This is a genomic window from Kitasatospora cineracea (assembly GCF_003751605.1).
GTDB lineage: Bacteria > Actinomycetota > Actinomycetes > Streptomycetales > Streptomycetaceae > Kitasatospora > Kitasatospora cineracea.
The window spans coordinates 4271726-4294165 of the sequence record NZ_RJVJ01000001.1; the positions used below are offsets into that span (position 1 = coordinate 4271726).

Below are 22440 nucleotides of genomic sequence, written 5' to 3' on the forward strand. Positions count from 1 at the left end.
GCCCCGGCCGCACCCCCGCGGCACGCCGGGCCCGGACTTGCCCTCGAGCCGCTCGAGGCTCCTACCGTCGCCCGCCATGGAAACCACCGTTGCCACCGCGACCCCTGCCGCCGCCCTGCCCCGGACGTACCTGTGGTGGCTGGCCGGCACCCGGGCCTCGGCCGCCGGGGACGCCGCCCTCGCCACCGCCCTCGGCTGGGCCGCCGGCGCGCACGGCGGGACGGCCGCCGGGCTGGTGCTGACCGCGGTCACCGTGCCGCGCACCGCCCTGCTGCTGCTCGGCGGCGCCGTCGCCGACCGGTTCGGCGCCCGCCGCACGGCGCTGCTCGGCGACACCGCGATGCTGGCCGTGGTGCTGGCGCTGGCGGCCGCCGACCGGACGGCGGGCAGCACCCCGTGGACGCTGCTCGGCTTCGCGCTGCTGATCGGCACCGTCGACGCCTTCCAACTCCCCGCGAGCGGCGCCCTGCCCCGCCTGCTGGTCGCCCCGGAGCAGCTGCCCCGGGCCCTGGCGCTGCGGCAGGCCGGCGGCCAGGCGGCCGTCCTGCTCGGCGCCCCGCTGGGCGCGTTCCTGGTCGCGGGCACCGGCCTGGCGGGCGCCGCGGTCGCCGACGCGGCCACCTTCCTCGCCGTCCTCGCCGTGACGCTCCCGCTGCGGGTGACCCAGGAGCGGACGGGCGGCGGGCTGCCCGCGGGCATGGCGGACGGCCTGCGAGCGGTGCGGACGAGCCGGACCCTGCGGGCGGCGCTGCCGGTGGCGGCCGTCGCGGCGGCCGGGGTGCTGCCGGCGGTCGGGCTGCCGGGGCCTGTCGTCAAGCCCCCGCCTGCCCCGCAACGCCTGGCACGCACTCTCGCCGCACCGGCCGAAAACCCAAGTACATCCAGTACGAGGGCTTCCGGCCGGCACGCCGAGAGCACGCACCAGCCGCCGCGGGGCCGCCCTCCGGGCGACGACGGGGGCTTGACGACAGGCCCCAGGACCACTGCTGGTGCGGGCGCACGGCTGGGGCGCGGGCGCGGCCGGCCTGTTGGCCGGGGGACAGGCGCTCGGCGTGCTGGGCGTCTCGCTGGTCGCGGCCCGCCGGGGCGTGCTGCGCCGCACCGGGCGCGGGGTCGCGCTGGGTCTGGCTGCCGCCGGGCTGGGTACCGCCGTGCTCGCGTCGGCGCCGTCCCCGGCCTGGGCGGCGGCGGCCGCGGTGGCGGTCGGGGCCGGTTCGAGCGCCTTCGCCTGCCACCTGGGCCCGCTCGTGCTGGCGGGCGCCCCCGCGACCCACCTCGGCCGGGTGCAGGCGCTCCTCGCCCTGGTCCAGAGCGCGGCCCTGACCGCCGCCAACCCCGCCTGGGGCGCCCTCGCGGGGGCGTTCGGCCCGCGGGCGGTGCTGCTCGGCTGCGCGCTGCTCACCGGGACGGCGGCCGCGGCGGCGGCCCGCGTGCTGCGCGAGCCGCCGTCCACGGGCGGTCGGGGCGAGGGGTGAAGGGCCGCCAGTTCCCGTGCCCGGATTGGTACTTGCGGAAAGATCTTTCGGCAAGTGGGGCGGATTTCAGCCGGATTGTTCGCCGATGGGTGACGTCAAGGAGTCTTTACAGGCAGGTCATGCCTCAGTAACCTCCTGGAAGTTCTTTCATGTTTTTGCGCAAACTCCCCCACCCATCCCCTGCCGCAAGGCAGTTCCCCACCGCCTGCGGCCCCGTACGAGGGACACTCCCTTGACCAGACGAGCACGGCACCGGCGGCGCCCCATCGCCGCCGTACTGACCGCAGTGGCGGCACTCACCGCCAGCCTGCTGTCCACGGCTCAACTAGGCGTCACCGCGAGCGCGGCGACCGACACCACGGCGGGCAGCAACACCGCCACCGTCTTCTACTACACCAAGACCAGCAACTGGTCGACGTACAACCTGCACTGGGCCCCGGACGGCGGTAGTTGGACCACCGTGCCGGGCACCGCCATGCAGGCCGCCTGCACCGACTGGGTGAAGAAGACCGTCGACCTGGGCAGCGCCACCGGCCTGCAGGCGACGTTCAACAACGGCTCCGGCACCTGGGACAACAACGGCGGCAAGAACTACTCCCTGGGCACCGGCACCGTGGTGGTCAAGGACGGCGTGATCGCCCACAGCGACCCCTGCGGCACCGACAACGGCGGTACCGCCACGCCGAGTTCGAGCCCCAGCCCGAGCCCCGGCCAGTCGTCGACCGGCGCGAGCACGACCGTCTACTACTACACCAAGACCCGCAACTGGTCGGCCTACGACCTGCACTACGCCCCCAACGGCGGCACCTGGACCACCGTGCCGGGCGTGGCGATGGAGGCCGCCTGCACGGACTGGGTGAAGAAGACCGTCGACCTGGGCACCGCGACGGGCCTGCAGGCGACGTTCAACAACGGCTCCGGCACCTGGGACAACAACGGCGGCAAGAACTACGCCCTCGGGACGGGCGTGGTGACGGTCAAGGACGGCGTCGTGGGCAGCACCGCGCCGTGCGCCACCGGCAGCCCCAGCCCGAGCCCCAGCCCGAGCGCTTCGGCCGGCTCCAGCCCCAGCCCGAGCCCCAGCCCGTCCGCGAGCGCCAGCGCCTCCGCCTCCCCGTCGCCGTCCGCGAGCAGCAGCGCGCCGGCCGGGAAGAGCGCCACCGTGTTCTACTCGACCGCGGTGGTCGGCTGGAGCATCGTCAACCTGCACTACGCCCCGGCGGGCGGGTCGTGGACGGCGGTGCCCGGCGTCGGCATGCAACTGGCCTGCCCCGGCTGGTACAAGCGCACCGTCGACCTGGGTTCGGCGGCCACCATGGCGGCGACGTTCAACAACGGCAACGGCACCTGGGACAACAACAACGGCGCCAACTACGTCGTCCCGGCGGGCGTCAGCACCGTGCAGAACAGCAAGGTCACCGCGAACGCCGCCGACCCGTGCGCGGCCGTCGTCCCCGACACCACCGCGCCGAGCGCGCCGGGCAGCGTGGCGGCCAACGCCACCGACACCTCGATCGTGCTGACCTGGGAGCCGTCCACCGACAACGTCGGGGTGACGGGCTACCAGGTCACCCGCAGCGGCGGCACCAAGGGCACCTCGGTGATCAACGTCGGCTCGACGGTGTACTCGGACAGCGGCCTGGAGGCGCGCACCGTCTACACCTACACGGTGAAGGCGCTGGACGCGGCCGGGAACGTCTCCGCGGCCTCCGCCGCCGCGGTCGCCACCACCGGTGACGCCCCGCCGGCCGCCAAGCCCGGCGAGATGATCGGCACCGACCCGCGCAAGGACCCGATCTACTTCGTGCTCACCGCCCGGTTCTACGACGGCGACACGTCCAACGACCGGGGCGGCAACCAGGACGTGAAGTCCGGCAACGCGGCCAACGACGACCCGATGTTCCGCGGCGACTTCAAGGGCCTGGTGCAGAAGCTCGACTACATCAAGGGCCTGGGCTTCTCGGCGATCTGGATCACCCCGGTGGTGCTCAACCGCTCCGACTACGACTACCACGGCTACCACGGCTACGACTTCTACAAGGTCGACCCGCGGCTGGAGTCGGCCGGCGCCTCCTACCAGGACCTGATCAACGCGGCCCACGCCAAGGGCGTCAAGATCTACCAGGACGTGGTCTACAACCACAGCTCCCGCTGGGGCGCCAAGGGCCTGTACGTGCCCACCGTGTACGGCGTCCGGGACGCCCAGTGGTCCTGGTACTACGACGAGAAGCAGCCCGGCTTCGAGTACGACGGCCTGACCGTCGAGCCGAAGAGCGGCAAGTCCTACTACAACGGCGACCTGTGGTCGACCACCCAGCCCGCCGGGCAGACCTGCGTCGGCTGGGGCACCCCGACCCAGTACAAGAGCCCCGAGGGCTACACCATCTACAACTGCCAGTGGCCGAGCCCCACTTCGGGCATGTTCCCGTCCAAGTACTACCACCAGTGCTGGATCGGGAACTGGGAGGGCGAGGACTCGCGCTCCTGCTGGCTGGCCGACGACCTGGCCGACTTCAACACCGAGAACGCCGAGGTGCAGAACTACCTGATCGGCGCCTACAACAAGTACATCGACATGGGCGTGGACGGCTTCCGGGTCGACACCGCCGTGCACGTCCCGCGGGTCACCTGGAACCGGCGCTTCCTGCCCGCCATCCAGCAGCGGGTCACCCAGGACTGGGGGCCGGCCAAGGCGCAGAACTTCTTCGTCTTCGGCGAGGTCGCCGCGTTCGTCAACGACAAGTGGAACCGCGGTTCGGTCAACCACTCCGCGCAGTTCTACACCTGGAAGGAGCGCAAGGACTACACCAGCGACGACGTGCAGGCCGCCCTCGACCAGTACAACTACGAGGAGCAGCTGGGCACCGGCAACCAGCCGACGTCCACCAACGCCTTCCTGGACGGCAACACCTACCACGCGCCCGACCACTCGAAGTTCTCCGGCATGAACATCATCGACATGCGGATGCACATGAACTTCGGGGACGCGCACAACGCGTTCGGCAACGGCAAGGACTCCGACGACTCCACCAACGACGCCACCTACAACGTGGTGTACGTGGACAGCCACGACTACGGGCCCAACAAGTCCAGCGTGCGCTACACCGGCGGCACCGACGCCTGGGCCGAGAACATGGCCCTGATGTGGACCTTCCGCGGCATCCCGACCCTGTACTACGGCTCCGAGATCGAGTTCCAGGCCGGGAAGCAGATCGACTGCGGCCCGTCCTGCCCGCTCGCCACCACCGGCCGCGCCTACTACGGCGACCACGTCGAGGGCACCGTCACCGCCTCCGACTTCTCGGTGGTCTCCTCGGCCAGCGGCGCCGTCGCCACCACGCTCCAGCAGCCGCTGGTCAAGCAGGTGCAGCGGCTCAACCAGATCCGCCGGGCGATCCCCGCCCTGCAGATGGGCCAGTACTCCACCGAGGGCGTCAGCGGCGGCATGTCCTTCAAGCGCCGCTACACCGACGCCACCAGCGGCGTCGACTCCTTCGCCCTAGTCACCGTCACCGACGCCGCCACCTTCACCGGCATCCCGAACGGCACCTACAAGGACGCCGTCTCCGGCGACGTCCGCACCGTCACCAACGGCGCGATGTCCATCGCCGCCCCCGGCAAGGGCAACCTGCGGGTCTACGTCCTCGACCTGGGCGGCAAGAACGCCGCCCCGGGCAAGATCGGCACCGACGGCCCGTACCTGAAGTAACGCACCACCGAAGCACGCCAGCAGCGGTCGGCGGGTCCACCCGTCGGCCGCTGCTAGCGTTTTCCGCATGGACGCGCAGCGGCAGTCGACGGACGACGAGGGCAACGAGGTGCGCCTGCCGCACACCGTCCGTCGCGTGGTCTCCCTGGTCCCCTCGCTCACCGAGGCGGTCGCCGTCACCGCCCCCGGCCTGCTGGTCGGCGCCACCGACTGGTGCACCCACCCCGCCGGGCTGGACGCCGCCCGGATCGGCGGCACCAAGAACCCGGCGGTGGAAGCCGTCCGCGCGCTCCGCCCGGACCTGGTGGTCGCCAACGAGGAGGAGAACCGCGCCCCCGACCTGGCCGCGCTGCGCGCCGCGGGCGTGCCCGTCTGGACCACCCGGATCCGCGACCTCGATCAGGCCCTGGACTCGCTGCACCGCCTGCTCGTGGAGGCACTGCAACTCCCGTGCCCGGACTGGCTGGTGGCGGCCCGTCGGGCCTGGGCGTTCGCCCCGCCGACCCGCACCGTGCGGGCCGTCGCCCCGATCTGGCGCCGCCCCTGGATGGTCCTCGGCCACGACACCTTCGCCGCCGACCTGCTCCGCCGCCTCGGCGTCGACCTGCTCCCGGCCGGCCACCCCGACCGCTACCCGCGCCTGTCGCTCGACGAACTGCGGTCGCTGGAGCCCGAGTTGCTGCTCCTCCCGGACGAGCCCTACTGCTTCACCGCCACCGACGGCCCCGACGCCTTCCCCGGCCTGCCGTACGCGCTGCTCTCCGGCCGCCACCTCACCTGGTACGGCCCGTCGTTGGCGGAGGCCCCGGCCGTCCTGGCCGCCCGGCTCGCCGGGCGGGGGAGCGGGCCGGGGGCAGGCGGCTGACGGGCCGTCAGGTGGTCAACCCGACTTCTGCGCAAGGGCCTTGTGGCGGGCGACGGCGGCCTCGCCGAGGGCGACCATGGCGTCGGTGAGGCGGGCCATCTGGGCGGCGATGGTGCGTTCGGGGTCGGCCTGGGAGGCGATGAAGGCGCCGTCGAAGCCCGCGATGGTGAAGAAGTCGAGTTCGGCGGCGACGGCCTCGGCGATCTCGGGGCCCTGGTCGGCGAAGGCGGCGGAGATCATCACCCGCATGTAGGCCCGGCCCTCGTCGCGGACCTGCTGGTTCATCTCGGCGACCTCGGCCTCGGCGGCCTCGTCGCTGAGCAGCAGCAGGAAGTGCAGCCGCATGAACTCCGGGTTGGTGGCGAAGACTTCGGCGGTCCGGTCGAGGTACCAGGCCATCCGTTCGCGGTGGGTGCCGCCCGCGGGGGGATCGGCGTGGGCGGCGCGCATGGCGGCGAAGAAGCCGCGGGCGCCGCGGGCCATCACGGCGGAGAGCAGGCCGCCCTTGGAGTGGAAGTGGTGGTAGATCGCGCTGCGGGGGAGACCGGTCTCGGCGGTGATGGTCGAGATGGTGGTGCCCGCGTAGCCCCGTAGGGCCATCACCCGGGCGGTGGCGTCGAGGATCTCCTCCTTCGAGCGCCGGCCGCGCCGGTTGCCGGTCGGTTCCCCGCCCGGCTCCTCGACCGCTGCCCGGCCCGCCGTCCCGCCTGCCACCCGACCCGCTGTCCTGCCCGCCACCGGGCCCGCCGTGCTGCGCGGGGCCTCGCTGGCCGTCCTGTCCGGTGTGTTCGTCCCACTTTCCACTCGGCGAGTTTAGGGCGCCCGGCGGCGCCCGGGGGCGGATATCCGGCGGCGGGCGGGGTGGATGTCCGGCGGCGGGCGGATCGTCGCGGACCTATTGACGTGCTGTCGAACACGTGCCAGCGTGAAGTATTGGACGGAACGATCGGTCCAAAAGTTAGGCAGCGATCACTGGAGATCGGCATGACCAACGACAGACAAGCCGGGTACGACACCGACGTGGCGGTCATCGGCTACGGCCCCACCGGCCTGGTCGGAGCGCTCACCCTGGCCGCCAAGGGCGCCCGCGTCACCGCGTTCGAACGGGACCGGGACATCTACGCCCGGGCCCGCGCGGTGACCGTCAACGACTGGACGATGCGGATCTTCCAGGAACTCGGCATCGACCGGCGGATCGAGCGGGTGATCGAGCCGCAGCGCGCCCTGCGCTGGGTCACCTACGCCGGCCAGGAGGTCATGCGGGTCGAGCACCCGCCGTCCACCCTCGGCACCCGCAACACCAAGCCGCGCTTCTACAACATCTACCAGCCCGCCATGGAGGCCGAACTCCGCCGCTGCGCCGAGGAACTGCCCGGCCTCGACGTCCGCTACGGCACCGAGGTCACCGGCGTCGAACAGGACGCCCACGGCGTGACGGTCACCGCCCGCGACCGGGAGAGCGGCGCCGAGACCACCACCCGCGCCCGGTACGCGATCGCCGCCGACGGCGGCTCCAGCGCCACCCGCAAGCTGCTCGGCGTCCCGATGCTCGGCGACACCGCCGAGACGCTGTGGATCGTCATCGACTGCAAGGTCAAGCGCTGGTGGCCGGACCGCGACTTCCTCACCTTCTGGACCGACCGCGAACGCCCCGTCGTCGACATCGCGCTCTCGGCCGGCAACCACCGCTGGGAGATCCCGCTCAAGCCCGACGAGACCGAGGCCGACTTCGCCACCGACGAGCAGGTCTGGCCGCTGCTGCGGGCCCTCGGCGTCACCGCCGAGGACGTCGACATCCACCAGTACGCCTTCTACCGCCACCACGTCCGGGCCGCCGAGACCTGGCGCCGCGGCCGGGTCTTCCTGGCCGGCGACGCCTGCCACCTGATGCCGCCGTGGGCCGGCGCCGGCATGCAGACCGGCATGCGCGACGCCCACAACCTGGGCTGGAAGCTCGCCCGCGTCCTCGACGGCACCCTCGACGCGCGCTGGCTCGACACCTACGAGGCCGAGCGCCGCCCCAGCGCCGACTTCTACACCGCCCTCGCGGTCGGCCTCGGCCGGGTCATCAAGCAGGAGGCCACCGAGGCGGAGATCGCGGCGATGAACACCGTCCCCGCGGACACCGTCACCCCCTGGGAGCCCCCGCTGACCGCCCCGCCCGTGCTCGCCGCCGGCTGGCTGCACGGCGCCCGGGGCGACGCCAGCGCCGTCGGCCGGATGCTCCCGCAGCCCGTCTGCGGCGACACCGTCGGCACGATGGCCCGCCTCGACGACCTGCTCCCCGACGGCTTCGTGCTGCTCGGCGCCGACCTCGACCCGGCCGGCCTGCTCACCCCCGGGCAGAAGGCCGGCTGGGACGCCCTCGGCGCCCGCTACCTCGCCGTCCGCCCCCGCACCGCCCACACCCGGGGCTCCGGCGAACTGGTCGACCTGGAGGACACCCTGCTCCCGTGGCTGGCCCGCTACGGCGCCCGCGCGGTCGCCGTCCGCCCCGACAAGTTCGTCGCCGCCGCCGACCCCGACCTGACCGTCCCCGCGCTGTGAACCCCCACCACCCCCAGGAGGCACCCGTGACCGGAGTGCAGGAACTCGCGTACGTCGTCTACCAGGTCGGCGACCTCGCCGACTGGGAGCACTTCGGCGTGACACTGCTCGGCATGCAGCTCGGCGAGCGCACCGCCGACGGCTTCACGCTGCGCACCGACGAGAAGGCGCACCGCTGGATCGTCACCGAGGGGCCCGCCGACGACCTGGTGGTCAGCGGCTACCAGGTCGCCTCGGACGAGGCCCTGGACGCGCTGGCCGGCCGGCTCACCGCCGCCGGCGTCCCCGTCACCGAGGGCGGCGCCGAACTGGCCGCCGCCCGCCGGGTCGAGCGGCTGGTGCAGGTCACCGACCCGATGGGCAACCCGATCGAACTGGTCACCGGCCTCGCCGACGCCGCCACCCCGTTCCGCTCGGACGCCCTGCTCGGCTCCTTCGTCACCGGCACCGGCGGCGCCGGCCACCAGGTGCTGCTCTCCAAGGGCGTCGAGCGCGCCGAGTACCTGGCGTTCTACGAGGGCCTGCTCGGCTTCCGGATCAGCGACCTGATCGTCGAGGAGCTGGCCCCCGGCGTCCACGCCGACCTGATCTTCCTGCACTGCAACCCGCGCCACCACAGCGTCGCGTTCGGCGACATGCCGCACCCCAAGCGGACCCACCACTTCATGGTCGAGGTCACCGACATCCGCGACGTCGGCCGCGCCCACGACCGGTGCATGGACGCCGGGCAGCCCTTCGAGATGACGCTCGGCATGCACCCCAACGACCACATGTTCAGCTTCTACGTCCGCACCCCGTCCGGCTTCTCGGTCGAGTACGGCTGGGGCGGCCTGCTGATCGACGACGCCACCTGGCAGGTCACCACCCTCGACCGCCTGCACAGCTGGGGCCACCGCCCGCCGGAGCTGGTCCACGAACTGCTCGGCCGCGCCCCCCGCACCAACCACCTCCCCGGGAGTGAGCACTGATGGCACTGGAAGCCAAGGACATCGCCGCGTTCGTCCGCACCGAGGACTGGAACATCCGGGTGCACGAGGCCGGGCAGGGCCACCCCGTGGTGCTGCTGCACGGCGGCGGCCCCGGCGCCACCGGCTGGAGCAACTACTCGCCCAACATCGAGGCACTCTCCCGGCACTTCCGGGTGATCGCCCCCGACCTGCCCGGCTGGGGCGAGTCCGACCCGGTCGACTTCGCCACCTACGACCACGTCGACGCCGTCTGCCAGCTGCTCGACGCGATGGGCATCGAGAAGGCCGCGTTCGTCGGCAACTCGATGGGCGGCCACACCGCGCTGCGCCTGGCCGCCGAGCGCCCCGAGCGGGTCTCGCACCTGATCACCATGGGCCCGCCGATCCAGATGAAGCCCTTCCTGTTCGGCGCGGGCGGCGGCCCCACCGAGGGCCTGAAGACCATGTACCGGACCTACTCCGACGCCTCGCCCGAGGGCATGCGCCGACTGGTCGAGATCATGGTCTACGACAAGGCCCGGTTCGCGACCCCCGAACTGTGCGAACTGCGCTCCCGGGCCGCCCTGTTGCGCCCCGAGCACCTGGCCAACATCGCCGCCGTCGCCCCGCACGCGCCGATCCCGATCTGGCTCGACCTCGCCAAGGTCTCCGGCATCACCGCGCCCGCGCTGCTGATCCACGGCCGCGACGACCGGGTGGTCTCCTTCGAGTCCACCCTCTTCCTGGCCGCCAACATCCCCGACTCCCGCGCGCACCTGATCAACCGCTGCGGCCACTGGGCCCAGTTGGAGCACGCCGACGAGTTCAACCGCCTGGTGACCGACTTCGTCACCCACCACTGAGGCCACCGGAGCACCAGATGAGCCACCCCACCCCGGCCGCCGGCAGCGCGCCGGACGCCGTCACCGCCGCCGCCGACCGCCTCCTCGCCGCCCAGGCCGCCGGCGTCCCGTGCCCGCCCGTGCGGGACCTGATCGGCCGCACCGACGTGCACGCCGCCTACGCCGTGCAGCAGCGCGTCGTCCGGGCCCACACCGCCGCCGGCGGCCGGGTGGCGGGGCGCAAGATCGGCCTCACCTCGCCCGCCGTCCAAGCCCAACTGGGCGTCGACCGGCCCGACTTCGGCGTCCTGTTCGCCGACATGCAGTACCCGGACGGGGCCGCCGTCCCGGCCGACTCGATCCTCCAGCCGCGGGCCGAGGCGGAGATCGCCTTCGTCCTCGGCGCCGACCTCGCCGACGGAGACCTCACGCTCGGACAGGTCCGGGCCGCCGTCGACCACGCGGTCGCCGCGATCGAGATCTGCGGCAGCCGGATCGCCGGCTGGGACATCAGCTTCGCCGACACCGTCGCCGACAACGCCTCCGCCGGCGCCTACGTGCTCGGCACCGAGCGCCGGAGCCTGCGGGAGTTCGAACCGCGCGAAGCCGCCATGACCATGAGCGTCGACGGCGAGCAGGTCTCCGCCGGGGACGGCGCCGCCTGCCTGGGCGACCCGCTGCTCGCCCTGCAGTGGCTGGCCCGGCAGGCCCGCGACCTCGGCGACCCGCTGCGCGCCGGGCAGGTCGTGCTCTCCGGCGCGCTCGGCCCGATGCGCGCCGTCGGGCCCGGCAGCACCGTCGAAGCGGTCGTCGCCCCGCTCGGCACCGTCCGGTTCACCCTCGGCGGACCCACCGAAGGAGCACAGCGATGACCAGGACCAAGGTTGCGATCATCGGGTCCGGCAACATCGGCACCGACCTGATGATCAAGGTGATGCGGACCTCGCAGCACCTCGACATGGGCGCCGTGGTCGGCATCGACCCCGACTCCGACGGCCTGGCCCGGGCCCGCCGCCTCGGCTTCACCACCACCGCCGAAGGCGTCGAAGGGCTCATCGCCCTCCCGGAGTTCGACGAGATCGGCATCGTCTTCGACGCCACCTCCGCCAAGGCCCACCAGCACCACGCGGCCCGGCTGCTGCCGCACGGCAAGCGGCTGATCGACCTCACCCCGGCCGCCACCGGCCCGTACGTCGTCCCCGCCGTCAACCTGGACGACCACCTCGACGCGCCCGACGTCAACATGGTCACCTGCGGCGGCCAGGCCACCATCCCGGTGGTCGCCGCGATCTCCCGGACCGTCCCGGTGCGCTACGCCGAGATCGTGGCCTCGATCGCCAGCCGCTCCGCCGGGCCCGGCACCCGCGCCAACATCGACGAGTTCACCGAGACCACCTCGGCCGCGATCGTCAAGGTCGGCGGCGCCGAACGCGGCAAGGCGATCATCGTCCTCAACCCGGCCGAACCGCCGCTGATCATGCGCGACACCGTCTTCGCCCTGGTCGACGCCCCGGACGGGGAACAGCACGAGGAGATCCGGCGCAGCGTCGAGCGGATGGTCGGCGAGGTGGCCGGCTACGTCCCCGGCTACCGGCTCAAGCAGCAGGTGCAGATCACCCCCGTCGGCGCCGACCAGCCCGTGCACACCCTGCTGGCCGACGGCGCCCCGCGCCCCACCCACCAGGTGTCGGTGTTCCTGGAGGTCGAGGGCGCCGCCCACTACCTCCCGGCGTACGCGGGCAACCTCGACATCATGACCTCCGCCGCCCTGCGGGTGGCCGAGCGCATCGCAGCCCGGAAGGCAGGCCAGCCGTGAGCACCCCGATCCTCGTCCAGGACGTCACCCTGCGCGACGGCATGCACGCCGTCCGCCACCGGATCACCCCCGCCGACGTCAAGCGGATCGTCGCCGCGCTCGACGAGGCGGGCGTCGACGCCATCGAGGTCGCCCACGGCGACGGCCTCGCGGGCGGCTCGCTCACCTACGGGCCCGGCTCGCACAGCGACTGGGAGTGGATCGAGGCCGCCGCCTCGGTACTGAAGCGGGCCCGGCTGACCACCCTGCTGCTGCCCGGCGTCGGCACCATCCACGAGCTCGAGCGGGCCTACGACCTGGGCGTGCGCTCGGTCCGGGTCGCCACCCACTGCACCGAGGCCGACATCTCCGCGCAGCACATCGCCGCCGCCCGCGAGATCGGCATGGACGTCTCCGGCTTCCTGATGCTCTCCCACCTGGCCCCGCCCGAGGAACTCGCCCGCCAGGCCAAGCTGATGGAGGGCTACGGCGCGCACTGCGTCTACGTCACCGACTCCGGCGGCCGGCTCACCATGAACGACACCGCCGCCCGGGTCCGCGCCTACCGGGACGTCCTCGACCCCGGCACCGAGATCGGCATCCACGCCCACGAGAACCTCTCGCTCTCGGTCGCCAACTCGCTCACCGCCGTCGAGCACGGCGCCGTCCGGGTCGACGCCTCGCTCGCCGGGCACGGCGCGGGCGCGGGCAACTGCCCGATCGAGGCGTTCGTCGCCGTCGCCGACCTGTCCGAACTGCAGCACGGCTGCGACCTGTTCAAGCTCCAGGACGCCGCCGACGACCTGGTCCGCCCGCTCCAGGACCGCCCGGTCCGGGTCGACCGGGAGACCCTCACCCTCGGCTACGCGGGCGTCTACTCCTCCTTCCTGCGGCACGCCGAACGGGCCGCCGGGCAGTACGGCGTCGACATCCGCGACATCCTGATGGAGTGCGGGCGCCGCCGCCTGGTCGGCGGCCAGGAGGACATGATCATCGACATCGCGCTCGACCTGGCCGCCCGCAGCTGAAGTTCACCGTCCCGGCGGCCGGGTGAACACGCAGTCACCGCACAGGCCGCCGGACGGCGTCCGGTAGTACAGGCAGCACGACGCCCGGCGGAACCCCAACGGCCCGCCGGGCGCCGTCGCCCGCCCGGTGCCCGCCAGCGCCGGACCGGCCAGCAACTCCCGCGCCAACGCGGCCGCCGGGGAACGGAGTTGCGGGACGGTCCCCAACTGCCGGGCCGCACCCACCAGCGCGGACGCCGCATTGCCCGCGAGCAGCCCCGGCGCCAGCGGCGCGACCGCCCGCACCGCCCCCGCCAGCGGCGCCAACTGCTCCTCCAGCACCGCCCGTTCCAACGCCCCGGCAGTGGCCTCCGAACCGCCGTCCCCCGGCACCCACAGGTCGAACGGCCCCTGCGGCGGCAGCGCGAACCACGCCCCCGCCAGGTCCGGCACCCGCCCCCGCGCCACCGCCGCCCCCAGCGCCACCGACCACAGCCGCGCCGCCAGCCCCAGGTGCGCCGTCGACGCCGCCACCCGCGGCTCGCCCGTCCGCAACACCCGCGCCACCTCGGCGATCCGCGCCGCCAACGCGCCCCGGGCGTCGTACAGTTCGGCCAGCGGCCGGAAACCCGGCGGCGCCGCCGCCCCGGTGCGGACGGCGAAGTACGGGCCGAGCACGGCGAGCGGGTCGGCGGCCGTCATCGGCGGGCGGGGGCTTGCGAATCGCAGGTGAGGGGCACGTAGCGGAGTGTAATGTGACAAGCCGCCCGACCGGGGCGGCAGCCGGAGGGGAAGGGGCGGACGATGGACCCGATTTCGCTGGGAGTGCTGGCGGCACTGGCCGGAGGCGCGGGAGGGGAAGTCGGCAAGCAGTGCTGGCGCAGCCTGAGCGCGCTCGTCCGACGGCCCTTCCAGCACGCGGCCGCCGCCGTCAGCAGCGGCGAGGCCGAACTGGTGGCCCTGGAGCGCGACCCGCAGAACGCCGAACTCGCCGGCCGCCTGAACGCCGCGCTGGCCGTCCGGGCCGCGCTGGAACCGGAGTTCGGCCCCGAACTGGAGCAGTGGCACGGCGAGGCCCGGGCCGCCCTGGCCAGTCAGGTCACCAACAACACGATCAACGACGGCACGTACTACGGGACGGTGCTCATGACGGGCACCGTCAACGGCGGCAACCACAAGCACTACCACGGCACACCGCCCCAGGAGTGACCTGGCCCGCGCCCCGCAACGAGATCGGCGGCGGCACCTTCCACGGCCCCGTCCACCGGGCCGGCACCGTCGACGTCGCCGCCCCGTAATCCCCTGGCGCCCGCCCGCGCCGCCGCCTAGGGTCCCGTCCCGGAACGGCCGGCTCGAACCAGGAGGACCACGGATGAAGCACCGGAAGCTCGGGCGCAGCGGCGTCGAGGTGTCGGAGGTCGGGTACGGGGCGTGGGGGATCGGGGCGTCCAACTGGGTCGGCGCCCGGGAGGACGAGTCGCTGGCGGCGCTGCACCGGGCGATCGACCTCGGGGTGGACTTCATCGACACCGCCCGCGGCTACGGGGAGAGCGAACGGCTGGTCGGCCGGGTGGTGCGGGAGCGGGCGGCCAACGGCGAGCGGGTGCGGGTGGCGACCAAGGTGCCGCCGCTGAACCGGCAGTGGCCCGCCCGGCGCGGGGTCGACCCGGCCGAGACCTTCCCCGGCGCGCACATCCGGGAGAGCCTGCGCACCTCGCTGGAGGCCGCCGGCCTGGAGCGCTTCGACCTGCTGCAGTTCCACGTGTGGAGCGACGACTGGCTGGGCCGCGGCGACTGGCTGGAGACCGTCCAGGAGCTGAAGCAGGAGGGCCTGATCGGCCTGTTCGGCGTCTCGGTCAACGACCACGATCCGCACAGCGCCGTCGAGTTGGTGCGCAGCGGCGTGGTGGACGCGGTGCAGGTGATCTTCAACGTGTTCGACCAGTCGCCGCTGGACGAGCTGTTCCCGGCCTGCGAGGAGCACGGCGTCGGCGTGATCGTCCGGGTCGCCCTGGACGAGGGCGGACTGACCGGCCGGATCACCGCCGACAGCACCTTCCCCGAGGGCGACTTCCGGCGCCGCTACTTCCGCGACGACCGGCCCGCCCAGGTGGCCCGCCGGGTCGCCGCGCTCACCGCGGACCTGGGCATCACCGACGGGCAACTCGCCGAGACCGCCCTGCGGTTCGTGCTCAGCGCACCCGCCGTGTCCACCGTCATCCCGGGCATGCGCTCGGTCCGCAACGTCGAGCGCAACGCGGCGGTCGGCGACGGGGTCCCGCTCGGCGAGGAGCAGCTGAAGGTGCTGGCCGGCCACCGCTGGGAGCGCAACTTCTACTCCTGAGCCCCGCGGCCCGGGTGTCGGCGGGTGCGGTTGTCGGGGGTCGGTGGCAGGCTGGGACGCATGTGCGGCCGTTTCGTCTCCACCACCCCACCCGCCGAGCTGGCCTCCCTGCTCGGTGTGACCGACTGGGATCCGACCGAGGCCCTGGCGCCCAGCTGGAACGTGGCCCCGACCGACCGGGTCGCCGCGGTGCTGGAACGGGTGGACGCCGACACCGGCGAGGTGGCGCGCCAACTGCGGCCGCTGCGCTGGGGGTTGGTGCCGTCCTGGGCGAAGGACCGGTCGGGCGCGGCCCGGCTGATCAACGCCCGCTCGGAGACCGTCGACCAGAAGCCCTCGTTCCGCCGGGCGTTCGCGGTCCGGCGCTGCGTGATCCCGGCCGACGGCTACTACGAGTGGCGCCAGGTGCCCGCTGCCGACGGCCGCAAGGCGTACAAGCAGCCGTACTTCCTCTCCACCGGCGAACTGATGCTGATGGCCGGGCTGTACGAGTTCTGGCGGGACGCCGACCTGCCGGAGGACGACCCGGCGGCCTGGCTGGCGACGACCACCATCCTGACCACCGACGCCACCGACCGGGCCGGGCGGGTGCACGACCGGATGCCGATGCTCGTCCCCCGCGACGGGCTCGACAGCTGGCTCGACCCGGCGAACACCGACCGGGCCGACCTGCACGACCTGCTGCACCGCCCCGCCGACGGCAACCTCCTGGTCCGGGCGGTGCCGACGGCCGTCAACCGGGTCTCCGCGAACGGGCCCGACCTGCTCACCGACGCCCCCGACCCGCTCGGCCTGACCGACTGACGGCCTGACCGACTGACGGGCTGCCCGGCTGACCGGCCGTCAGTCGTCCCCGCCGGAGCTGCCGGAGCCGCCCGAGATCAGCTGCCGCTTCCGATTGCGGTGCGCCCAGCGGACCGCGCGGCCCGCACCGAGCGTCACCCGGGCCACGCCCCGCACCCAGCCGGGGCCGCCGCGCTCGGCCCACACCACGCAGCCGCACCCGCCCAGCACCAGCAGCAGGACGACGACCAGCACCGCACCGACCATGGGGAACCACCTCTCGCGTACGACGGCCGTACCGCCCGATCATCGCAGGTCGCCCCGGCCGGACCGATCCGACCGGGCCGACCGGACCGATCCAACCGGACCGACCCGACCGGGCCGGGCCGTGACATCCGGCCCTTGACATCGGGCCCGCCCGCGCGCTCCGATGGGGCGCGTATGACTGATTCCTTCCCGCACCGCGGCCCCGCATTTGACGCCCTCCAGGGCCTGTCCGTCGGCGACGCGCTCGGCGCCCAGTTCTTCGTGCCCGACACCGCCCGCACCCACCTCGACGCCCGCACCGCACCGCCCGGCCCGTGGCCGTGGACCGACGACACCGAGATGGCCTGCTCGGTGTACGCCGCCCAGAGCGAACGCGGCGCGATCGACACCTTCGACCTCACCCACGCCTTCGCCCGCCGGCACGACTTCGACCGCGGCTACGGACCGGCCGCCAACCGGCTGCTCCGGCTGATCCGGGAAGGCGGCGACGCCCGCCGCCTGGCCGCCGAACTCTTCGACGGCCAGGGCTCGTTCGGCAACGGCGCGGCCATGCGGGTGGCCCCGCTCGGGGCCCGGTACGCCGAGGACCCGGCCGCCGCCGTCCGCCCCGCCGCCGACACCGCCGTGACCACCCACACCCACCCGCAGGCCGTGGACGGCGCCGTCGCGGTGGCCGTCGCTGCCGCCCTCGCCGTCCGCGCCCGCACCGAACCCACCACTCCCGCACGCTACTTGAACGCCGTCGCCGACCTCACCCCGCACGGCGCCGTCCGCCGCGGCCTGGCCGAGGCCGCCGCGCTGACCGACCGCACCGACCCCCGGGCCGCGGCCGCCGTCCTCGGCAACGGCAGCCGCACCAGCGCCGTCGACACCGTCCCGTACGCGCTGTGGTGCGCCGCGCACTGGCTCACCGACTACCCGTCCGCGCTGTGGGCCGCGATCGGCGCGGGCGGTGACGTCGACACCGTCGCCGCGATCACCGGCGGCGTGGTCGCCGCCCGCACCGGCACCGCCGGCATCCCCGCCCCCTGGCTGGCCGCCCGCGAAGCCCTGCCCGCCTGGACGTTCCCCACCCCCGGCGCCGTCCTCCCCGCCCCCGCCAGCCTGACCCCGATGCGCCTGCCCCGCCCCCACCCCGTCCCCGACCTGCGCTGGTCCGACCGGCAGTGGAACCGCTACCGCGCCGGCCTGCGCACCCGCCACTGGCTCACCCACACTGCCGACGGCACCCTCCACCTCCACCGCGCCGACACCGGCCACGAACTTTGGTCCCTCGCCTTCGCCCCCGCCCCCGGCGACCACTGGCGCCCCACCGCCGTCCACACCGAAGCCCACCCCGCCCGCAACCCCGCCCCCACCCACCTCCTCGACGCCCTCCTGTCCCTCGAACACGACACCCCTGCCCGCTGAGCCCCTCCGGGGCGCCCGAGCGGGGTGGCTGCCCGCCGTGCCTCGCCGGAGCCGGAGCCGGTGGGCAACGCCCGGAGCGCGGACCGGCGTTGCCCGCCCCCGCCTGGTCCCTTCCGCCTGGCCTCCTCCGCCTGCTCCCTTCCACCTGGTCCCTTCCGCCTGGTCCCTTCCGCCTGGTCCCCTCCGCCTGGCCCTCTCCGCCTGGTCCCCTCCGCCCGGCCTCCTCCGCCCGGCCCCCTCCGTCCGGTTCCCCGCCCGGGGCCCTCGCCGGTGGCGAAGCCGCCAGGTGAGCGGGGGGTGGCCGGGTGGTGACGGGAAGTCAGCGGCCGGTAGGGTGGGCGGGGGAGGACGGGAGGCGGACGGTGATCGAAGCGGTGCTGTTCGACCTCGACGGCACGTTGGTGGACCACGACGGGGCGGCCGAGTCGGCCGTGCTGGCCGGGGTCGCGGCGGAGCTGTCCGGGCGGGGGTTCGACCGGGACGAGGTGCTGCGGTTCTGGCGCGGCCTCGAACGGGTCGAGTACGACCGCTACCTGACCGGCGAGGTGACCGTCCAGCAGCAGCGCCGCAACCGGGCCGTCGGCCTGGCCGCCCACCTCGGGCTGGGGGAGTGGCCGGCCGACCGCGCCGACGCCTGGTTCGCCGGGTACCTGCGGCGCTACGAGCGCTCCTGGCGGGCCTACCCCGACGCGCCGCGCGCGGTGCGGGAGTTGGGCGCGTCGCGGCGGACCGGCGTGATCACCAACGGCGAGGGCGACGTCCAGCGGCGCAAGCTGCGCGCCGTCGGCCTCGACGTGCTGGTCCCGCACACCACGGCCTCCGCCGAGGCGGGCTGCGCCAAGCCTGATCCGGAGATCTTCCGGCTGGCCTGCCGCGCCCTCGGCGTGCCCCCGAGCGCACCGCGTACGTCGGCGACCGGCTCGACGTGGACGCGCAGGCGGCCACCGCCGCCGGGCTGCTGGGCATCTGGCTGGACCGCGAGCCGAGCGGCGAGGAGTCGTCCGTGCCGCGGGTGCACTCGCTGGCCGAGGTCGCCGCGCTGCTGCACTGAGCCCGCGGCTGCTGCACTGAGCCCGCGCCGGAGTTCGCGCCCGCTCGCACGCCCGCACGCCCGCGCGTCCGCCGGGCCGGGTGCCCGTTGCCCGGCGGAACGGGCCGGGGGTTCGCGGCGTGGCTGCGGGCCGGTCGGGGCGGCCGCCGCGTACCGTCGGCCCCGACAGTCGGCGGTTCGTCGGCGAATCAGTGGCGGGAGGTCCGGAGTGGACGCACGGCGGCGGGTGGCGATGCTGTTGGAGAGCGCGGGGGGCACGTACCCGGAACAGGCGGGGATCGTGCTCGCGGACCGGGCCGAACCGCTGTGGCAGCTCCTGGTGTTGAGCAATCTGGCGTCGGCCCGGATCCACGGTTCGATCGCCGTCACCGGCACGGCCGCGCTGATCGCAGCCGGGGCCGGCACGCCCGCGGGGACCCTGGAACTGGGGCGGCTGCACTGCAAGGAGGCGCTGATCGCCGGGCGCTACCGCCACTTCGCCGAGGGCACCGCGACCCGGCTCAACGACTGCGCCCGGCTGGCCGAGGACGAGTACGGCGGCGACCTGCGCGGGCTCGCCGCGGCGGCGCAGTACCGCCCGGACCGCACCCGGGCCCTGCTGCAGCGCTTCCCGGGCATCGGCCCGGCGGGTGCCGCCGCGTTCTGCCGCGACGCGCAGGCCGTCTGGCCGCACCTGCGTCCGGCGCTGGACGCCCGGGTGCCGGTCGGTGCCGAACGCCTCGGGCTTCCCGTCGAACCGGACCGGCTGGCGGCCCTGGTCGACCCGTCCGACCTGCACCGGCTGGCCGACGCCCTGGTCCGGGTCGCCCTCGACCCGGAGCTGGCCGAACGGGTGCTGGACGCCGAACAGGAGCCGGCCGCCGAGCGGCTGCCGGTGCACTGACACGGACGCCCCGGCCCCGCGGCGTGCGGGGCCGGGGCGTTCCCGGGGGCGTTCCCGGAGCGGGTCCGGGCGGTTCGGCGCGGCGTCAGCTCCGGCCGAACAGCCGGGAGAACCAGGACCCGGCCGGCGCGGCCGCGCCCCCGGTGCTCCCGGCGTTCCCCGCCGCCCTGGCGGTCTTGGCGGCCTTGGCGTCCGCCGCGCAGGAGCAGCGCTGCGCCTTCGGGACGCCGGCCAGGACCTGGTCGACGTGCATGCCGCAGCCGGCGAAGGTCGGCTTGCCGCAGGACTTGCAGGTGACGCGACGACACATGGGAGGAGTTCCTTCCGTACGGGGGCGGGGGTCAGGAGTGCGAGAACGGGATCCGGGGCAGGACGCGGTCCAGCCGGCGGGGGGTGTGCCAGGCGGCGCGCCCGGCGAGGCGGAGCAGGACGGGCAGCAGCACCAGCCGGACCAGGGAGGCGTCCAGCAGGACCGCCACGCCCAGCACGATGCCCATCTCCTTGGGCGGCAGCGGGCCGGACAGCGCGAAGGTGAAGAACACCGCGACCATCACGGCCGCCGCGGCGAAGATCACCCGGCCGGAGTGGGCCAGCGCACCGACCATGGCCTGCTTCGGGTCGCCGGTGCGCTCGTACTGCTCCTTCGCGGAGGCCAGCAGGAAGACGGTGTAGTCCATCGCGATGGCGAAGATCATGGCGAAGAAGAACACCGGTGCCCAGCCGTCCAGGAAGCCCTGCGGGGTGAAGCCGAGCAGCCCGGCTCCGTGCCCGTCCTGGAAGACCAGCCGGGCCACGCCGAACGCCGCGCCGGTGGACAGCAGTCCGGCGGCGGTGCCGAGCGCCGCGATCAGCGGGGCGCGCAGCGCGAACAGCAGCAGGACGAAGCCGAGCCCCATCACCACGCCGATCACCAGCGGGGTCTTCCCGGTCAGCAGGTGCTGCAGGTCGAGGTTCTCCACCGGGGCGCCGCCGACCAGGGTGCGGTCGGGCAGTTCGGCGCGCAGCGTGTCGACGGTGTGGCCGAGCTGCGGGTCGGACGGGTCGACGGTGGGCACCGCCTGGATCATCGACCAGTCCGCGCCGTCGGCGGCCGGGACCGCGGGCAGCACTCCGGCGATGCCGGGGTTCGCGGCGAGGACCTGCGCGGCGGCCCCGGCCTGGCCGGTCGGGGTGAGGACCTGCAGGGTGCCGGGGGCGCCCGGGCCGAACGCCTGCTGGACGGCGGTGTAGCCGGCCCGGGCGCTGGCGTCGCCGGGCAGCACGTCGATCGAGGGCATGGCGGTGCGCAGTCCGAGCACCGGCGCGGCCAGGGCCAGCAGCACGGTCAGGGCGAGCGCGCCCCAGCGCAGCGGGTGCTTCCACAGCCGCTCGCCCCAGGCGGCGAACCGCGGTGAGGTCTGACGCTGCCGCCTGGCCCAGGGCAGGGACACCGCGTCGACCCGGTGGCCCAGCTTGCCGAGGACGGCGGGCAGCAGGGTCAGCGTCGCGCCGAGCACGAACAGCACGGCCAGCATGATGCCGCCCGCCATCGAGCGGAACGCGGGCGAGGGCACCAGCATCACGGCCGACAGGCTGACCAGCACCGTCGCGCCCGACAGCAGGACGGCCTTGCCCGCGGTGTCCATGGTCTCCGCGACGGCCCGCGGGCCGTCCTTCCCGGCGGCCCGGGCGGCCCGGAAGCGCACCACCAGGAACAGCGCGTAGTCGATGCCGAGCGCGAGCGCGAACATCATGGCGAAGTTCATCGCCCAGACCGACACCGGGAACAGGTGGCCGATCAGCACCAGCGACCCGGCCGAGGCGGCGAGGCCGGCCATGGTGAGCAGCAGCGGCAGGCCGGCGGCGACCAGCGAGCCGAAGGCGAGCACCAGGATGGCCAGGGTCACCGGCCAGGACATGACCTCGGACTTCATCATCGCGTCGTGGTTGGCGGTGTTGAAGTCGCTCCACAGCACGGACGCGCCGGTCGCGGTGACGTCGACGCCGCCGCCGGACAGCTGGCGCAGCGGTTCCTTGAGGTCGTCGGCGGCCCGCACCATGTCGTCCGGGGACGCGGCGGCCCCGGCCAGCAGCACGGCGGTCCGGCCGTCCGCGCTGAGCGTGGCGCCGGGCTGCGGCGGGACCACGGACGATATCCGGCTGTCGGCGGCGGCGAGCGCGGTGGCCCGGTCGACCACCTGTTGCACGTCCGGTTCGCTCACCGGCCGGTCCGCGGCGATCACGATCTGGAGCGCGGACGAGGCGTTGCCCGCGAAGTGCTCCTCGGCCAGGGCGCGGACCTTCACCGAGTCGGAGCCGTCGGCCTGCCAGCCCGCGCCGGACAGTGCGGAGGTGACCTGCGGGGCGAACGCGCCCAGCCCGATCACCAGTACCAGCCAGCCGGCCAGGACGGCCTTGACGTGCTGCACGGACCACATGCCGAGACGGCCCAGCAGCCCGGGGCGGGGCTGTGCGGCGGTGACCGGCGGCACGGGGGCCGCCGGGGCGGGGGCGGAGCGGTTCACTGGTCTCTCTC

The 22440-nt window shown here is 74.2% G+C and carries 19 protein-coding genes and 1 pseudogene; 15 read left to right on the forward strand and 5 right to left on the reverse strand.

The annotated features are described in order from the left end of the window. Window positions 1–76 precede the first annotated feature (76 nt). The 4 genes and pseudogenes from EDD39_RS42720 to EDD39_RS19440 all read left to right on the forward strand — a co-directional run. Window positions 77–754, forward strand: a pseudogene (locus EDD39_RS42720) (MFS transporter); the annotation flags it as partial. Between the two features lie 235 nt (window positions 755–989). After that, the gene (locus EDD39_RS41070; RefSeq protein WP_244257295.1) at window positions 990–1475 is read left to right on the forward strand and encodes a hypothetical protein; all 486 of its coding nucleotides are present in this window, start codon (window positions 990–992) and stop codon (window positions 1473–1475) included. A gap of 232 nt (window positions 1476–1707) precedes the next feature. Beyond that, entirely contained in the window at window positions 1708–5184 is a 3477-nt protein-coding gene (locus EDD39_RS19435) for a carbohydrate binding domain-containing protein (RefSeq protein ID WP_208765535.1), read from the forward strand. Between the two features lie 67 nt (window positions 5185–5251). Then, window positions 5252–6049 (forward strand): helical backbone metal receptor, encoded by a 798-nt coding sequence (locus EDD39_RS19440; RefSeq protein WP_244256804.1) that lies wholly within the window; start codon window positions 5252–5254, stop codon window positions 6047–6049. A gap of 15 nt (window positions 6050–6064) precedes the next feature. Here the strand turns inward: EDD39_RS19440 and EDD39_RS19445 are convergent, their stop codons facing one another. Further along, window positions 6065–6763 carry a TetR/AcrR family transcriptional regulator gene (locus tag EDD39_RS19445; RefSeq protein WP_244256806.1) on the reverse strand — a complete coding sequence of 233 codons (699 nt, stop codon included), beginning with the start codon at window positions 6761–6763 and terminating at the stop codon, window positions 6065–6067. Window positions 6764–7033: 270 nt separating this feature from the next. Between EDD39_RS19445 and EDD39_RS19450 the strand changes: the two genes are divergently transcribed. The 6 genes from EDD39_RS19450 to dmpG are packed head-to-tail and all read left to right on the forward strand — an operon-like array spanning window position 7034 to window position 13208. Continuing rightward, window positions 7034–8596 (forward strand): bifunctional 3-(3-hydroxy-phenyl)propionate/3-hydroxycinnamic acid hydroxylase, encoded by a 1563-nt coding sequence (locus EDD39_RS19450; protein WP_123557723.1) that lies wholly within the window; start codon window positions 7034–7036, stop codon window positions 8594–8596. 26 nt (window positions 8597–8622) lie between these two features. Next, a complete protein-coding gene (locus tag EDD39_RS19455) occupies window positions 8623–9564 on the forward strand; it encodes a VOC family protein (protein ID WP_123557725.1) in 942 nt (313 codons plus the stop codon). Continuing rightward, entirely contained in the window at window positions 9564–10406 is an 843-nt protein-coding gene (locus EDD39_RS19460; protein WP_123557727.1) for an alpha/beta fold hydrolase, read from the forward strand. The genes EDD39_RS19455 and EDD39_RS19460 overlap by 1 nt, the downstream gene beginning before the upstream one ends. Window positions 10407–10423: 17 nt before the next feature. Next, window positions 10424–11257 (forward strand): 2-keto-4-pentenoate hydratase, encoded by an 834-nt coding sequence (locus EDD39_RS19465; protein WP_123557729.1) that lies wholly within the window; start codon window positions 10424–10426, stop codon window positions 11255–11257. After that, complete coding sequence (locus EDD39_RS19470) at window positions 11254–12201, forward strand: acetaldehyde dehydrogenase (acetylating) (RefSeq protein WP_123557732.1); 948 nt, start codon at window positions 11254–11256, stop codon at window positions 12199–12201. Before EDD39_RS19465 ends, EDD39_RS19470 begins: the two co-directional genes overlap by 4 nt. Further along, the gene (gene dmpG, locus EDD39_RS19475) at window positions 12198–13208 is read left to right on the forward strand and encodes a 4-hydroxy-2-oxovalerate aldolase (protein ID WP_123557734.1); all 1011 of its coding nucleotides are present in this window, start codon (window positions 12198–12200) and stop codon (window positions 13206–13208) included. The genes EDD39_RS19470 and dmpG overlap by 4 nt, the downstream gene beginning before the upstream one ends. Window positions 13209–13211: 3 nt before the next feature. On the opposite strand, the gene EDD39_RS19480 is transcribed toward dmpG, so the two are convergent. Beyond that, a complete protein-coding gene (locus EDD39_RS19480; protein WP_123557736.1) occupies window positions 13212–13889 on the reverse strand; it encodes a (2Fe-2S)-binding protein in 678 nt (225 codons plus the stop codon). Window positions 13890–13991: 102 nt separating this feature from the next. On the opposite strand from EDD39_RS19480, the gene EDD39_RS19485 reads away from it, so the two are divergent. The 3 genes from EDD39_RS19485 to EDD39_RS19495 all read left to right on the forward strand — a co-directional run bounded on the left by EDD39_RS19485 (window position 13992) and on the right by EDD39_RS19495 (window position 16335). Then, complete coding sequence (locus tag EDD39_RS19485) at window positions 13992–14396, forward strand: hypothetical protein (RefSeq protein WP_123557738.1); 405 nt, start codon at window positions 13992–13994, stop codon at window positions 14394–14396. A gap of 163 nt (window positions 14397–14559) precedes the next feature. Next, window positions 14560–15531: an aldo/keto reductase gene (locus tag EDD39_RS19490; protein WP_123557740.1), complete on the forward strand. Its 972-nt coding sequence runs from the start codon at window positions 14560–14562 to the stop codon at window positions 15529–15531. Window positions 15532–15591: 60 nt separating this feature from the next. Further along, window positions 15592–16335, forward strand: a complete 744-nt coding sequence (locus EDD39_RS19495) for an SOS response-associated peptidase (RefSeq protein WP_123557742.1) — start codon at window positions 15592–15594, stop codon at window positions 16333–16335. A 39-nt stretch (window positions 16336–16374) separates the two neighbouring features. Here EDD39_RS19495 and EDD39_RS19500 read toward each other — a convergent pair whose 3' ends face one another. Next, window positions 16375–16581 carry a hypothetical protein gene (locus EDD39_RS19500; protein ID WP_123557744.1) on the reverse strand — a complete coding sequence of 69 codons (207 nt, stop codon included), beginning with the start codon at window positions 16579–16581 and terminating at the stop codon, window positions 16375–16377. Window positions 16582–16755: 174 nt separating this feature from the next. On the opposite strand from EDD39_RS19500, the gene EDD39_RS19505 reads away from it, so the two are divergent. Next, the gene (locus tag EDD39_RS19505) at window positions 16756–17991 is read left to right on the forward strand and encodes an ADP-ribosylglycohydrolase family protein (protein ID WP_123557747.1); all 1236 of its coding nucleotides are present in this window, start codon (window positions 16756–16758) and stop codon (window positions 17989–17991) included. A gap of 362 nt (window positions 17992–18353) precedes the next feature. After that, window positions 18354–19925 (forward strand): HAD family hydrolase, encoded by a 1572-nt coding sequence (locus EDD39_RS42725; RefSeq protein ID WP_244256807.1) that lies wholly within the window; start codon window positions 18354–18356, stop codon window positions 19923–19925. Between the two features lie 85 nt (window positions 19926–20010). Here EDD39_RS42725 and EDD39_RS19520 read toward each other — a convergent pair whose 3' ends face one another. Further along, the gene (locus EDD39_RS19520; protein WP_123557749.1) at window positions 20011–20235 is read right to left on the reverse strand and encodes a hypothetical protein; all 225 of its coding nucleotides are present in this window, start codon (window positions 20233–20235) and stop codon (window positions 20011–20013) included. 31 nt (window positions 20236–20266) lie between these two features. Continuing rightward, window positions 20267–22429, reverse strand: coding sequence for an MMPL family transporter (locus EDD39_RS19525; RefSeq protein ID WP_123557751.1), 2163 nt, complete (start codon window positions 22427–22429; stop codon window positions 20267–20269). Window positions 22430–22440 lie beyond the last annotated feature (11 nt).

Coding starts and splice junctions, on each gene's coding strand:
- EDD39_RS19440 (WP_244256804.1), top strand. CDS start 5,252: ATGGACGCGCAGCGGCAGTCGACGGACGACGAGGGCAACGAGGTGCGC.
- EDD39_RS19450 (WP_123557723.1), top strand. CDS start 7,034: ATGACCAACGACAGACAAGCCGGGTACGACACCGACGTGGCGGTCATC.
- EDD39_RS19460 (WP_123557727.1), top strand. CDS start 9,564: ATGGCACTGGAAGCCAAGGACATCGCCGCGTTCGTCCGCACCGAGGAC.
- EDD39_RS19465 (WP_123557729.1), top strand. CDS start 10,424: ATGAGCCACCCCACCCCGGCCGCCGGCAGCGCGCCGGACGCCGTCACC.
- EDD39_RS19470 (WP_123557732.1), top strand. CDS start 11,254: ATGACCAGGACCAAGGTTGCGATCATCGGGTCCGGCAACATCGGCACC.
- EDD39_RS19480 (WP_123557736.1), bottom strand. CDS start 13,889: ATGACGGCCGCCGACCCGCTCGCCGTGCTCGGCCCGTACTTCGCCGTC.
- EDD39_RS19485 (WP_123557738.1), top strand. CDS start 13,992: ATGGACCCGATTTCGCTGGGAGTGCTGGCGGCACTGGCCGGAGGCGCG.
- EDD39_RS19490 (WP_123557740.1), top strand. CDS start 14,560: ATGAAGCACCGGAAGCTCGGGCGCAGCGGCGTCGAGGTGTCGGAGGTC.
- EDD39_RS19495 (WP_123557742.1), top strand. CDS start 15,592: ATGTGCGGCCGTTTCGTCTCCACCACCCCACCCGCCGAGCTGGCCTCC.
- EDD39_RS19500 (WP_123557744.1), bottom strand. CDS start 16,581: ATGGTCGGTGCGGTGCTGGTCGTCGTCCTGCTGCTGGTGCTGGGCGGG.
- EDD39_RS19505 (WP_123557747.1), top strand. CDS start 16,756: ATGACTGATTCCTTCCCGCACCGCGGCCCCGCATTTGACGCCCTCCAG.
- EDD39_RS19520 (WP_123557749.1), bottom strand. CDS start 20,235: ATGTGTCGTCGCGTCACCTGCAAGTCCTGCGGCAAGCCGACCTTCGCC.